The 13,251-nt window shown below is 56.9% G+C and carries 15 protein-coding genes; 10 read left to right on the top strand and 5 right to left on the bottom strand.

The window, feature by feature from the left end; translation table 11 throughout:
• Positions 1-14: 14 nt before the first annotated feature.
• From pqqA to ACOTTU_RS18430, 3 genes are all read right to left on the bottom strand, one after another.
• On the bottom strand, positions 15-113 hold the full coding sequence (gene pqqA, locus ACOTTU_RS18440) for a pyrroloquinoline quinone precursor peptide PqqA (protein ID WP_298922104.1): 99 nt from the start codon (positions 111-113) through the stop codon (positions 15-17).
• Between the two features lie 108 nt (positions 114-221).
• Positions 222-905, bottom strand: a complete 684-nt coding sequence (locus ACOTTU_RS18435) for a response regulator transcription factor (protein ID WP_425660082.1) — start codon at positions 903-905, stop codon at positions 222-224.
• A gap of 4 nt (positions 906-909) precedes the next feature.
• On the bottom strand, positions 910-2,508 hold the full coding sequence (locus ACOTTU_RS18430; RefSeq protein WP_425660081.1) for an ATP-binding protein: 1,599 nt from the start codon (positions 2,506-2,508) through the stop codon (positions 910-912).
• A 113-nt stretch (positions 2,509-2,621) separates the two neighbouring features.
• Between ACOTTU_RS18430 and ACOTTU_RS18425 the strand changes: the two genes are divergently transcribed.
• Positions 2,622-2,825 (top strand): hypothetical protein, encoded by a 204-nt coding sequence (locus ACOTTU_RS18425; RefSeq protein ID WP_298922107.1) that lies wholly within the window; start codon positions 2,622-2,624, stop codon positions 2,823-2,825.
• A gap of 8 nt (positions 2,826-2,833) precedes the next feature.
• Here ACOTTU_RS18425 and ACOTTU_RS18420 read toward each other — a convergent pair whose 3' ends face one another.
• Together ACOTTU_RS18420 and ACOTTU_RS18415 are read right to left on the bottom strand one after the other, a co-directional pair.
• Complete coding sequence (locus ACOTTU_RS18420; protein WP_425660080.1) at positions 2,834-3,625, bottom strand: ABC transporter permease; 792 nt, start codon at positions 3,623-3,625, stop codon at positions 2,834-2,836.
• Positions 3,622-4,341 (bottom strand): ABC transporter ATP-binding protein, encoded by a 720-nt coding sequence (locus ACOTTU_RS18415; RefSeq protein ID WP_425660079.1) that lies wholly within the window; start codon positions 4,339-4,341, stop codon positions 3,622-3,624. Before ACOTTU_RS18415 ends, ACOTTU_RS18420 begins: the two co-directional genes overlap by 4 nt.
• Before the next feature lie 178 nt (positions 4,342-4,519).
• On the opposite strand from ACOTTU_RS18415, the gene ACOTTU_RS18410 reads away from it, so the two are divergent.
• The 9 genes from ACOTTU_RS18410 to ACOTTU_RS18370 all read left to right on the top strand — a co-directional run bounded on the left by ACOTTU_RS18410 (position 4,520) and on the right by ACOTTU_RS18370 (position 13,175).
• Positions 4,520-4,945, top strand: coding sequence for a thiosulfate oxidation carrier protein SoxY (locus tag ACOTTU_RS18410; protein ID WP_425660078.1), 426 nt, complete (start codon positions 4,520-4,522; stop codon positions 4,943-4,945).
• An 18-nt stretch (positions 4,946-4,963) separates the two neighbouring features.
• A complete protein-coding gene (soxZ, locus tag ACOTTU_RS18405) occupies positions 4,964-5,293 on the top strand; it encodes a thiosulfate oxidation carrier complex protein SoxZ (protein WP_425660077.1) in 330 nt (109 codons plus the stop codon).
• Positions 5,290-5,634: a c-type cytochrome gene (locus ACOTTU_RS18400; protein ID WP_298922114.1), complete on the top strand. Its 345-nt coding sequence runs from the start codon at positions 5,290-5,292 to the stop codon at positions 5,632-5,634. The genes soxZ and ACOTTU_RS18400 overlap by 4 nt, the downstream gene beginning before the upstream one ends.
• Positions 5,635-5,657: 23 nt before the next feature.
• Positions 5,658-6,917, top strand: a complete 1,260-nt coding sequence (locus tag ACOTTU_RS18395; protein ID WP_425660076.1) for an FCSD flavin-binding domain-containing protein — start codon at positions 5,658-5,660, stop codon at positions 6,915-6,917.
• 215 nt (positions 6,918-7,132) lie between these two features.
• Positions 7,133-8,707 carry a DUF4157 domain-containing protein gene (locus ACOTTU_RS18390; protein ID WP_425660075.1) on the top strand — a complete coding sequence of 525 codons (1,575 nt, stop codon included), beginning with the start codon at positions 7,133-7,135 and terminating at the stop codon, positions 8,705-8,707.
• A 151-nt stretch (positions 8,708-8,858) separates the two neighbouring features.
• Entirely contained in the window at positions 8,859-10,145 is a 1,287-nt protein-coding gene (locus ACOTTU_RS18385; protein ID WP_425660074.1) for a transporter substrate-binding domain-containing protein, read from the top strand.
• Complete coding sequence (locus tag ACOTTU_RS18380) at positions 10,145-10,933, top strand: class I SAM-dependent methyltransferase (protein WP_425660073.1); 789 nt, start codon at positions 10,145-10,147, stop codon at positions 10,931-10,933. Before ACOTTU_RS18385 ends, ACOTTU_RS18380 begins: the two co-directional genes overlap by 1 nt.
• Positions 10,930-12,576: a transporter substrate-binding domain-containing protein gene (locus ACOTTU_RS18375; protein WP_425660072.1), complete on the top strand. Its 1,647-nt coding sequence runs from the start codon at positions 10,930-10,932 to the stop codon at positions 12,574-12,576. The genes ACOTTU_RS18380 and ACOTTU_RS18375 overlap by 4 nt, the downstream gene beginning before the upstream one ends.
• The gene (locus tag ACOTTU_RS18370) at positions 12,573-13,175 is read left to right on the top strand and encodes a hypothetical protein (protein ID WP_425660071.1); all 603 of its coding nucleotides are present in this window, start codon (positions 12,573-12,575) and stop codon (positions 13,173-13,175) included. Before ACOTTU_RS18375 ends, ACOTTU_RS18370 begins: the two co-directional genes overlap by 4 nt.
• Positions 13,176-13,251 lie beyond the last annotated feature (76 nt).

Below are 13,251 nucleotides of genomic sequence, written 5' to 3'. Positions count from 1 at the left end.
CGCGCGCAAGAATTTTAGAGCAGGTCTTCGCGCTCGTCTTCGCGGTCAGGGCCATACATGTTGATTTCCATACCGCATTCGATTTCACGGATGACAGGTTTTGTCCAAGCCATAATTGTCTCCTTTCAGCTGAGGCAGTCTTGCCTTGCAGCAAAGATTGCCAGAGCTGTGCACCCGGCGCGACTCTTATTTTTTAAGAAATGCCTAGACTTTGGTCTGTATCACTCGTCTCGCAATTCCGGGATTTGCCCGTTCAGACAAAACCCTTCATTTCTTAACGTCTTGATTTCAAATCTAAAATCATACTGGTTCAGCTTCTTTCGTAAGTACCCGATGTAGACATCGACCACATTTTCGTTACCGGACCCTTCGACCGCCCAGAGCGCGTCAAATATCGTTTTTCGCGCCAGCGGTGTCTCTGGGTGCTGCACAAGGAGCGCCAACAGTGAAAATTCGCGGTCGGTCAGAGCGATGGATTTTTCGTCAAGTTGCAAGGTCTTCGTTTTTGTCGACATATGCGCGGGAGGCGGATTTTGTGCCAGCGCCCGATGCTCCTGAACCCGCAGGCGGGCTACAAGCTCATCAAAGTGGAAGGGTTTGACGATGTAGTCATCCGCGCCCGCCTCTAAACCTGCCGCGCGGTGTTCGACGTCTGACAATGCGGATAACATCACAATTGGCATTTTGACCCCGGCGGCACGGGCTTTGCGCACAAGATCAATGCCACTATCCGCGCCCAGCATGACGTCCACAATGGCGCCCGCGTATTCTTCCGTGCTCAGATAGTGTAGCGCCCGATCAGCCCGGTTCTCGGTTTGCGCGTCATATCCGTTGAGGGCAAGGCCGCGAGCCAGCGCGGAGGTAATTTGCGGATCGTCGTCAATAATCAAAAGGCGCGGGTTCATGGGCTTATGACTCCACCAATCTTGGCAGACATACACGGACTTCTGTGCCCGGTGCTTCTGCCAGAGCGCATCTGCGGGGGACGGGGCTGATCACCGAAATCTGTCCCTTATGCTCCTCGACAACCCAACGGGCGAGGGCGAGTCCGACGCCAAATCCTTGTGTTGTCCCCGGATGCGACCCTTGGCTGAAGCGGTCAAAGAGCCCGGCCTGCTCATCCGGTTCTATGCCCGGCCCATTGTCGATCACGCTGATCGCCAGATGATCCGCCTCTTGTTCGCCAGCCAGTTTGATCTTTCGCCCAAGTCGCGCATGGCGGATCGCATTGCGGATCAAACTCACCAGCACCTGCCTGATCCAGTTCTGATCACAATTCAGCGTGGATTTCGGGCAGCGCGATACCTCCAACTCCATGCCAGCATTGTCGATCTCTGCCTCTATTTCAGCGACAACGCCGTTGATCAATTGCGTGGAATCGATCTCTTGCAGATCAAGCTTTAGCTGCCCGCTGTCCGATTGCGCGATACGCAAAAGATCATCAATGCGTCGGTTCAGCCGCGCGGCGCGAGTTTCAATGGTGTCAAAGGCCGTTGCCGCTTCGGGCGAGGCTTTGCGCCCGATCTGAGCTTCCATGAGAATGACCGTCAATGGCGTGCGTAGCTCATGACTGACATCTGCAAAGAGGCGGCGACGGTTTTCGTCGATCTCTTCCAGCTTTGCGTTGGCTGCGCGCAAATCCCGGGTTTGGCTTTCGATGGTCTGTGTCAGTTGAGCCCACTCCTGTCGGATGCGCGTTTGCCGATCGGACAATGCGGCGGCCATGTGGTTGGTTTCCTCTGCAAGACGCCCGATTTCATCCAAGCGGGTCACCGGTAGCTTCACAGTAAAGTCTTCTTTACGTATCCGGTTTGCGGCCGCGCGCAGCTGATCAAGCCGGGCAAACTGAGGCCGCACAAGGCCGAAATAGAAGCCGGCAACCAGAAAAACCGCCAGCCCTGCGATGACCAGTGCCAGAAGCACCAATTTTTTTCGCAGGTCTTCAATGCCGGTCAGGATGCCATTTCGAAACAGGATTTCGGTGTTTACAGCCTGGCTGAGTAAAGGGTCAAAACTGGCGGCGAAACTGTCGATATAGGCTCTGAGGGAGGCCGCGTCATCAGATTCCGCCCGCAACCCATCGACCGTGTTGGCAAGCATCGCCTGCATGCGCGCAAGACCAAGTGACTGGGTGCCATAGTGTGATTGAGCATCTAACCCCAAAGAGCGCGCAGCGGCAACGGCAGCCTCGGTATCTTCATGTAAAACTTTAAAAGTGGCGGCCAGTTGATTGGTTATAGGAGAAATTCTATCCCGGCGCTCCTCCATAGGTTGATTTGTCTGAACCATTTCGGTGGAAACAACAAGGAACGTCGCAGCTTGTTGGGATAGCGTGGCATATCGTGCCATGCGGTTTTCCGACGCCAGCGCCGTATCCAACCGGTCCGCCACCGCGTTCAGGCCGAGATAGAGTATAAGCGCGGTCATAAACGTCCCTGCGCCGAGAACGGCAGCGCCCGCGCCAAGACGTGTTTTCAACGACAAGGAAGGGGATGTTGGACGGGTCACGAGCCGACTCCGGCAAGTCGCGCATGGCGGATCGTTAATCTGCGGTTTACCGACTTTAGTCTATGTTTGAGCCGCAAACGTTCAAAAACAGGCAAAACAGGACGGGCAGAACCATGATCGAGCTTCTTTTTATTGCATGCATGACGACAGCACCTGATGAATGTCAGGAACGCAGTCTCATGTTTACCGATGTCACCCCCATGCAATGCATGATGGGTGCGCAACCCGAGTTGGCGAAATGGGTAACGAGCCACCCGAACCAGCAGATAAAGAGTTGGCGCTGCAAAGCGATTTCTTTTGCGGAGAGAGACGCCTAAACGGGTCATCACGTTTTCCGCTGCATGAGGCCGCGGGCGGGGTCATATCCCCACATGGCCGCGAGGCCAAAGAGAACCGTCCAGCCAAGAACCCACCCCAACGCGGGCAGGTTCAGCTGGAGATAGAGCGAAAAGCGGATGAATTCGACCACGTGCGTGAACGGGTTGACCGCACAAATATCGCGCAATAGCGGTGAGCTTTCTGCCATCTTCCAAAGCGGATAGAGGGCCGATGACATGAAAAACATCGGGAAGATGACAAAGTTCATCACACCGGCGAAGTTTTCTAGCTGCCGGATGAAACTCGACAGGACAAGCCCAAGTGCGCCCAGCATCATCCCGCCAAAGATCAGGCTTGGCAGAACGGTGACGTACCCCCAGGGCGGCATGGTGATCTCGAACAGGGCGGCAATCGCGAGAAACGTGTAGACCTGCAGGATTGAAATTGCGGTGGAGCCAAACAAGCGGCAAAAGAGCAACCACCAGCGGGGAAACGGGCTGGTAAGCAGCAGCCGCATTGATCCCATTTCACGATCATAGACAAGGCTCAGCGAGCTTTGCATCCCATTGAAAAGCAACACCATGGCGCAAAGGCCCGGCACGATGTAGGTCTCGTAGGTGATGTAGGTTTGATAGGGCGGGATGATCGACAAGCCCAGAGCTGCGCGAAATCCGGCGGCGAAAATCAACAGCCAGACGAGGGGGCGGACAAGGGCTGCGAGAAACCTTTCTCGCTGATGAACGAAGCGCAGGAATTCGCGACCGACAATCGCACGGGCGACACCCCAGAACCCGGTCATGCTGCTTTCTCCGTTTGTGAGAGAAACCAGTCCTTCAGAGGGGTGTCGCCCCTTATTTCCCCGCAAGGGCCAGTGGCCAGAATCTCGCCCTGATGCAGCACAAGAAGTTGGTCATTGTCTCGCACTTCATCGGTCAGGTGCGTGGTCCAGAGCACACAAAGGCCCTGATCCGCCAGATGATGGACATGCTCTGTGATTGCCGCGCGCGCTGCGGCGTCCAGACCGACAGTGGGCTCGTCAAGCAGCAGCACTTCGGGGTCGTGCAGGAGGGCGCGCGCCAATTCCATCCGCCGACGGTGGCCGCCATTTAGTGCGCCTGCTTTTTCATCGGCTCGCTCGCGCATCTCAAGGCGATCAAGTGCCTTGTCGATGCGACCGGGTACTTCCGTTCTTGCCAATCCGTGAAGAGCGGCAAAGTAGGACAGGTTTTGCCGAACCGACAGGCTGAGATCAACGGTTGGCTGCTGGAAAACCACGCCGAGTTTACCCAAGGCCTTGCGCGGGCTGATGCACAGGTCCTCGCCCGCGATCGAGATTTCGCCTTTTGGCGGGACCAGCAGCCGGGTCAGCAAGGCAACCAAAGTCGATTTACCAGCGCCATTTGGGCCCAACAACGCGCAGAATTTCCCCGGTGCGATGTCCATCGATACATTATTCAGCGCCAGTTTGGCGCCATAGTTGAAGCTTAGCCCCGTTACGGACAATCCATCCGCCATACATGCGTCCTTTGAAAAGCCTTGCCGCGAGGTTGCCTGCAAACGACGCCAGCGACAAGCGGCAGCAGGCTGGCCTCATCCTAAAGTCTTAGGATCTGAAGGGCCACGCTCACGAAGTTTTCATTGCGCGAAAGAGGCGCGATGGCGTAGCGTCGGGCGACTTCGCAGGACTGATCAGATGCTTTATGCAAGACGTGATATGCTGATGTCCGGCAGTGCGACTCTCATTGGTTTGGGTTTGCCTTTGCCGTCACTGGGGCAGGAAATAGACGCGCAGGACGCGATCCACGCTTTTGCAAATGGCGCTGATATTGTGCCGGGCGAGGTTACGCTGATGCTGCCCGACGTGGCCGAGGATGGTTTCAAAGTCCCGATTGAAGTTGCGGCCGAAGGGGCAGAGGCGTTGCTGATCATCGCGCCGCAAAATCCCGTTCCACCTTTGGCTATGGTGCAGTTCGGTACTCTGGCGGCAGACCGTCGCTTCTCAACCCGCGTTCGTCTGGCCCGCAGCCAGGAGATCATGGCGCTGGCACGCATGCCCGGCGGTGCCATCCTTCGGGCGTCGCGTCAGGTTGAGGTCATCGTTGGCGGGTGCGGTGCGTGATGGAGTGAAGGAATAACCATGGCCAACGGGGTCAAATCTCGCGTGAAACTGCCCGCGACCGCGAAGGTGGGGGAGGTGATCACGATCAAGACGCTGATCACCCATCAAATGGAGAGCGGCCAGAGGGTGGATGCTCTTGGGCAAACCATTCCCCGGTCGATCATTCACCGTTTCACATGCAGTTTTGAGGGTGAAACAGTTGTCGATGTTGAAACGGGACCCGGCATTTCGAACAATCCATTCTTTGAATTTTCGGTGCGCGTTCCAAGATCTGGTGTCTTTTCTTTCGCTTGGCATGACGACGATGGGTCCATTTACACGGCCAGCAGGGAAATTGCGGTGACATGATGTTTTTCGCGGCTTCGGGCCGTGCGGCCCATCTGGCGCTTGCGACCATTGTCTGTGTTGCGGGAACGGCGTCTGGGCAAAACGATCCGGAAGACGACGTTGACGCTGGGGATGTGGAATATGGCGCGTATCTGGCGACGGAATGTGTGGCTTGCCATACGCAAAATTCAGGGGCTACCGAGATTCCATCAATTACCGGGCGGAGGCCTGAAGATTTCATCGGTTTGCTTGAGGAATACCGATCAGGCACGCGCGTCAACCCGGTCATGCAGACCATAACGGCGCGCCTTGGCCGCGAGGAGATGAGGGCGTTGGCCGCATATTTCAAGGGCGCTGATTGAGGCACCCATCGGGGAGGGAACAGATGACACTGAGCAGACGGAAATTAATCGGCGCAGGTGCTGCGGCACTTGCGGCCCCGCATGTTCTGGCTGACGGGCATGGGAAACCCAGGGTTGTCGTGATCGGCGGCGGCGCCGGAGGGGCCACCGCCGCGCGCTATATCGCGCAAGACAGCAAAGGTGCCGTTGATGTCACATTGGTTGAACCTTCGCGCGTCTACTTCAGTTGTTTCTTTTCCAACCTTTATCTCGGCGGTTTCAAGGAAATTGAAGATATTGGCCACAGCTACGGGTCATTGGCCGCCCGGCACGGCATCAATGTGATCCACGACTGGGCGATAGATGTGAACCCGGACACCAGAGCTGTCACTCTCGCGGGGGGAGCCATGCTGCCCTATGATAAACTCATCCTCAGCCCTGGCATTGATTACGTGGATGGCGCGGTGCCAGGATGGGATATTTCTGCGCAAAACCGGATGCCTCATGCCTACAAGGCCGGGTCGCAGACCGAACTCCTGCGGGCTCAGGTCATGGCAATGCCTCAGGGCGGGACCTTTGCAATGGTTGCGCCTCCTAATCCATATCGTTGTCCACCGGGACCCTATGAACGGGTGTCGATGGTGGCGCATGTGCTGAAATCCCATAATCCCACGGCCAAGATCATCGTGGCCGACCCCAAACCCAAATTCTCGAAGATGGCGCTCTTTGAGGAAGGCTGGGCGGTGCACTACCCCGGAATGATCGACTGGATCGGCGAAGATTTCGGCGGCGGTACGGTTTCAGTTGATCCCGAAAACATGGAACTGACGATCGATGGTGAAACCACGCCGGTGGACGTGTGCAATGTGATTCCAGCGATGAAGGCGGGCCGAATTGCCGAGATGGCAGGCGCGACGGAGGGCAATTGGGCACCCGTCAATGCAGCGGACATGTCTTCCAAGTCGAACGCTGACATCTATGTTCTGGGGGATGCCAGCCAACAGGGCGATATGCCGAAGTCCGGATTCTCGGCAAACTCGCAAGCGAAGGTGTGCGCAAATGCCGTGCGTGGTGCCTTGACCGGATCAAAGGTTTTTCCGGCGCGTTACACAAACACCTGCTGGTCTTTGATTGCCGAAAATGACGGCGTCAAGGTGGGTGCGACCTATGAAGCAACGCCTGAGAAGATCGCGCGCGTTGACGGTTTCATCTCGCAACCGGGCGAGACGGCCGATTTGCGCAGGCAGACCTATGAAGAATCTGAGGCCTGGTACGGCAGTATTACGCAAGACATGTTCAGCTGAGATGAGTGCGGAACCAGGTCGTGACGCTTGCGTGAAGGGATGTTCCCGAAAGGTTGCGTTTCGGATGTTTTACCTGCCGGATACCAATTAAGATCAAGACTTTAAGCCGTTCCACGGTAGGTGCATGCGCCCGCACCGATTTAGCGATTTGTTAACCAAAGATCAAATGACGTAGCTGGATGAGGGTGCTAGGGTACCACCATAAGGAGAACCCAATGGCTCGAATTTTGTCGTCCGAACGCGGTGTGCAGCCCTCAGATGCTGCAAGTGCCAAGAGCGCTTCGGCCGCCGAACCGTGCGACTGGACCAGAGAGCCTTCGGCGAATTCCGCATTGGCGACCTTGCAGCAGAGAGCAGATCAAAGTGCTGTCGTGAGCCAGTTGGCCCAATGGTCAGGCAGAGAAGCTATTCAGAAAAAACCACAGGAGGATGCGGGCGGCGGCAGCGGTCTGCCGGATCAGCTGCGTGGCGGGATCGAGGCTTTGTCGGGCGTGGATATGAGCGGTGTTCAGGTGCACTACAATTCCGCTGAACCCACCAAAGTTGGTGCCCATGCCTACGCGCAGGGTAGTGCAATTCATCTTGGCCCCGGGCAGGAAAAACACTTGCCCCATGAAGCCTGGCACGTTGTTCAGCAGGCGCAGGGTCGCGTCAAGCCGACCCGGCAACTCAAGGCGACGGGCGTGCAGATCAATGATGACGCAGGCCTCGAAAAAGAAGCGGATGAAATGGGCGCCAAGGCGATGTCTGCGCCTGCACAGGCCAAGGCGATTTCCGGGCGCGCGGGCATGATGGGCAGTGCCGCATCCTCAGGCACCGCTTATCAACGACGCGCGCATGAAACGACCTTCTGGTCGCCCACACGCGGCTTATTCCAGTTGTTGTCTGCCGGACGTGGAAAGCAACCCTTTGCCGGACAGCAGTTGCCAATTCAGCGGGCGCTGGACGGCATGGCCATCAGTTCAATGTCAAATGCGGCCTACGCGAACTGGCAGACCACCCTGCAGTGCAAACAGGCACCTCATGGGGCGATCTCAGCAGGGGGCCGCACGCTGGTGACGCAATACAAGGCTGCGGGCGATATCCTGCAGCTCTTTCAGTGGCCCAAGTTGTCGAGCAAGACACTGGATCGGGTCAAAGGCGGTCTTGTCGCACTGGAAGGTGCGTTGACATTTGGCGTGGCTCTTGCGGCAGGTGTGTTGTCAGGCGGTGTGGGGGCAGTTCCGGCGATCATGGGGATGATCGTTGGCGGCGTCAAATTCGCGCGTGGCGTTTTGATGGCCATCGAAGTCAAACCTGAGAACAAGGGAACCAAGGCGAAAGTCGTCGATGTGCTCCGGGGTCTGGAAGCGGCGGGTGCGCTGGTTGGGGCGGCTCATATAGAGGGCTTCAAACAGCTGCCGCTGATTGTCTTTGGTATCGCCAAGTCTTTGCGGTCATTGGCGACCTTCCTCGCGAATTGCATGGGAGAGGAAACGAATTGGCCGCTGTTGCGCAAGGGGCTGATGATGTTCGCCACCGCGGCCCATGCGGTTGAAGCCTTTGCCCTGATGATCTCGGGCATGGATGCAAGCTCACTTTCAGAGTTCCTGGGCGCTGGCGCGAGCGCTGTGGTTGGTGGATCGAAAGCTTTCCGGACGGGCATTCAGGCGGGGGAGGCCGCCGATGCCCCCAGCTCCAAAGCGCCCAATAATCAGGCTGATGCCCAGCCTGAGGCGGTGGTTGTACCAACGCCGGAAACATTGGGGCCGTCAACTGAATCGACCGTCGAACCCACGGGGACAGACTGAGAAAAATGCCGCTGGACCACGTGCAGCGCCTGACCGGATGTTCTCTCCATGACGGCCCGGAAAAGGCTTGCCCCTGCGTAAATTTCTACCATAGGGTGAGATTGATTTTGAGGCATTGCCACTGCGCATGGCCTGTCGGAAAGGGAATTGCGTGAACGATCTGGCCCATCTGGGACGCCTTTTGATGGCGTCGTTTCTCGCAGTTTTCGCCATATTGGTATCCGCTGCCGGCGCTTGCGAAGCGCCTGATGGGGACCATGATCTTGTTGTCGCGATCCGCTCCGCAGAACCCTTTACATTTTCAGGCCCAGATGGCCTGCCACGTGGCTTTGCCGTAGACCTTTGGCACTCTGTCTCGACTGACATTGATCGTACGACCGCCTTCGTCGTCTGCGGCAGTATCGACGAGCAGGAAGCTGGCCTGCGCGGCGGTACGATCGATGTCGTGATTTCACCACTGACGATCACGGCAGACCGGATGCGGCGCTATGATTTCAGCCAGCAGTATTTGTCATCAGGGCTGACGCTTGCTGTTGCGCAATCGGGTGCCATTGATTTCGAGGTGGCGATCGAAACGATTGTCGATACCATTTTTCAACCGACCGTCGCCCGCGCCATCATATTGTTTTTACTTCTCAATCTTATCACGGCTTTCCTGCTTCGAGCGTTGATGCGTAGCGTGCCAGCAGGGCTGAACGAAGGGGAGACCGCAGGACCCATTCGGACCTGGTTGGCCTATTCGCTTGAGGCCGTCGCGCGGACTTCGGGTCTGAAGGGGTTTGGTGACAGCTTCGCGACATTGATGGGCAAGATATTCGAAATGGTGATGGCTGTTGTTGGCACGGCGCTTTCCGCAATGATCCTCGGCGTGATTACATCTGCTTTTGTCGGGGCCATCGGTGAGAGCCCTCCGGTTGCCTCTCATGCGCTGCCAACGATGAAAATCGCGACGTTGCGGTGTTCGACCGCTCAGGAATTTCTGCGTGAGCAATATGTTGATGCCTCTGATAGGATGGATGCAACAAATGAAAAGAAAGCCCTTCTGGACAAGCGCTCAGACTGGCTTGAATGCAACGCGTCGGACGACCATTCAAAGAGCATCTTTACCATGGACGATGACGGGATGGCGGGCGGCGTGGTTCTGACGCGGAGCTGGGATCAGGCCGTAGAACAGCTCTATACGGGTCAGGTTGATGCGGTGCTGGGCGACTGGATCGCGCTGTCCTATCTGTCCCGGCGGTCGCCGTATGATGGCAACGTCACCGTTCAGGGGAGTGTCTACCGCAATGAACCCTATGGCTGGGCCATTTCGCGTGCCAATGAGAGTGATTATCTAAGGCGGGCAATAGATAGTGCGTTGATCGTCCGGATGCGTGACACCGAATGGCGCAAGCGGATTGAAAACACGCTGGGGTCGGGGGCGATTGCGCCGAACTGATGGGACACCACCGCGAAATTCCTAAACCGGAGCCACCTGATCTGACGACCCGGTCGTATCTGCTCTATTTCCGATCCGGGCACTATGATCGCCGGTATCCCAACCCGAACATCTCGACGTGGCGCAGGATGCTGGAGTTGCTGCCCGAGCAGGGACATGTGGTGGATTTTGGATGTGGAAACGGCCGGTATCTGCTGCGCCTCAAAGATCATGTGGGTCAGGCAGCCGGGTTTGACATCAACCCCGTAGCGCTGGAAATGCTCTCCGCAAGAGCCAAAGAGTTGGCTTGGCCCGAGCTGTCGGTATTGGGGCCAGACCCGGTCGATCTTGGAACCTACACGGAAACACACGGGCAGGCTGATCTTGTCCTGTGCCTCTTTGGTGTTCTGGCGCATATCGAGGCCCGATCGGATCGGATCATCGCTTTGCGCCAGATGCGTCGCCTGCTGAAACCAAACGAAGGACGCCTGCTCATTTCGGTGCCAAACAAGGCCCGACGGTTCCTTGCAGAACAGCGCGTGGCCGGTGCCAATGCAGCGGGTTTGATCCGCTATACGCGGGATATGGACGGCACCAAGGTCACGCTGCCCTATCAGCTGTTTGATCCGGCACGTTTGACAGCGGAACTTGCAGAGGCAGGTTTTCAGATCGCGAAAATCCGGGCGGAGAGTGTCCTGCCGGAAAGCCTGCTGACAACGTATGCGCCGCTGCGCTGGCTTGACAGTCTTTTGACCCGGATGTGCCCGGCGTCGCTGGGATACGGTTTGATCGCAGTGGCTGTGCCATGATCCGATTGCTGTTGTGCTTTTTCCTGTGCGGTTTTTGCCTGTTCTCACCGGCTTTGGCGCAGCAGGACAGATCCGCTGTGATGTTGCCGGAACAACCGGACGGGCGACTTGCACATATTCTGCGGCGCGGAACCCTGATCGTGGGGGTCAAGACAGACTACCCTCCGTGGGGCACGCTCGACGCTCAGGGCGACATCATCGGTCTTGAACCAGATCTGGCGCGGGCATTGGCAGATCGCATGGGCGTGGGATTGGAGCTTGTTGCTGTCACAGCGTCAAACCGGCTGTCGCGCGTCAATCAAGGTGTGGTCGATGTCGTCATTGCGACCATGGGCGACACGGTAACGCGGCGCGCTCAGGCAGGCTTGCTGGAGCCTAGCTATTACTCAAGCGGTGTGGTGGCCTATGGTCCGATCAATCGCGACTATCAGACTTGGGAAGAACTGCGCGACTTGCCTGTATGCATGACCCAGGGCTCTTACTACAACCGTACGCTTGAAGAGACCTATGGTGTAGACGGAAAGTATTTTCCTGCCAACCGGGAGGCCAAGATGGCGCTTTCCTTCGGACGCTGCGTGGGCTGGGCGTTTGATGATACGGCGTTGGTGCAAAGGGTTCTGGCCAATCCTGAAACCAACTACAGCGTTATGGAGGATCGCATCCTTGTCACCCCCTGGGCCATCGCCGTAGCCAGCGCAGAGCGTGACATCAGTTGGGGCCGATTTGTCTCCGCCATGATCGGGGAATGGCATGCGACCGGGTATATCCTGGACTTGGAGCGGAAATGGAACATCGGGGAAAGCGCCTACCTTCAGCGATTGAATGCCGCGTGGGCCCAAACCGGACCTGACGGAAAACCGTCGTTTTGCGATGCCAGTCAAGGCACCCTGCCTGCCGAATGTCTGGGTGCGCCGCCTTTTCCGCAGATCGCAGAAAAAGAACCACCTCCGGCTTGGATGGACACCCTGCGCAGCAAAACAGGCGTGGATCTGAGGGTATTTCATGATGCTTACAGCCGCGGGCGCCTGATCCGCGGCCTTGGCCTGACACTTGCGCTCTCCGCTGTCGCGATTGTTGGTGCGCTGGCTGTCGGGTTGAGTTTGGGGGTGATGGATGCGGCCCTGAACAGGCGCGGCATTTGGGGTCAGCTGTTGTTGTTGCCTCAGAAGGTTCTGGTGACGATTGCGCGGATGACGCCCCCGATCTTGCAAATGTACATCGTCTTTTTCGGACTGGGGGGTGTGCTGGCGCAATCCTCGCTCATCACGCCGGGTGCCTTCGCCACAGCGGCCGTCATCCTGTCACTCTACGCGGGGTCAACAAACACCGTTTTGATGTCGCATGCCTTGGCGCAGGAGCGCGGGACACATCCTGAAAAGAATGTCTGGGCGCTGGTGCCCGGGGCTTTCATACGGGCGTTTGACGGGTTGGTCGCTGCTTGCGTCAATATTGTGAAAGCGGCGGGCATGGCCAGTGCCATCGCGCTGACGGAGCTGGTCTCAACGGTCAATCTGATTGTATCCGAAGGAGGGGATGTCAGCACGTTCATGAACGGGTTGCTGATCTTCTATTTTCTGTTGATGCTGGGCGTCTTGTGGCTTTTCCGTCGCGCAAAACGCTGGATCATCGGAGACGCCCAATGATCGAAATTCTCTACCAGCAAACCGGATATTTTGCCCAAGGGTTCGCCACCAACCTGCTGATTTCGATTCTGTCGATGAGCTTTGGCACGATCCTCGGTGCGGCATTGGGTTGGGTACGGGCAAGGCGAGTCACCGCCCTTGGTCCGTTGTCGCATTTCGGAACCAATGTTTGTCGCAACGTGCCCAGTTTCGTGTTGCTGTTTTACATGGCATCCATGATCCCCAGTGAAGTCGAAGTCGGCGGGGCAATCATGACGGTACCGCTATGGATCAAGGCCACACTGGCGCTGACATTTCCGGTGATCGGTTTCACGTCCGATCAATCCAAAGGCTACTTCGAACAAAGGCGTGCAGGCGTCACCGGGGCCGGTGAAATATTTACCATTGCCTGGCTGCAATATTTCTTGATCATCATCATGGCTTCTGCCACCGCCTCGGTCATCGGGGCGGATGAAATTGTCGGCCGCGCCAACATTGTCATTTCTCAAAACGAAAGCGCGCAGTTTTTGTTGGTCACCTATCTCTATGTTTCTCTTTGGTTTTTAGTAACGGGTTTGATTTTTTCCACAATCGTGAAGATCCTTGCAAAGGCGCGTTAACTTTCCGTTAGGGAAAGTAAGCTTGCTTTTCTTCAACTCCCGGTTACGGTGAAACTTACCTATGGTTGAAATTAAC

It is taken from the genome of Roseobacter sp. EG26 (assembly GCF_049830555.1).
Taxonomy (GTDB): domain Bacteria; phylum Pseudomonadota; class Alphaproteobacteria; order Rhodobacterales; family Rhodobacteraceae; genus Roseobacter.
Note: the sequence above shows the minus strand (reverse complement) of the source record. Positions and strands in the feature narration are given on the sequence as shown.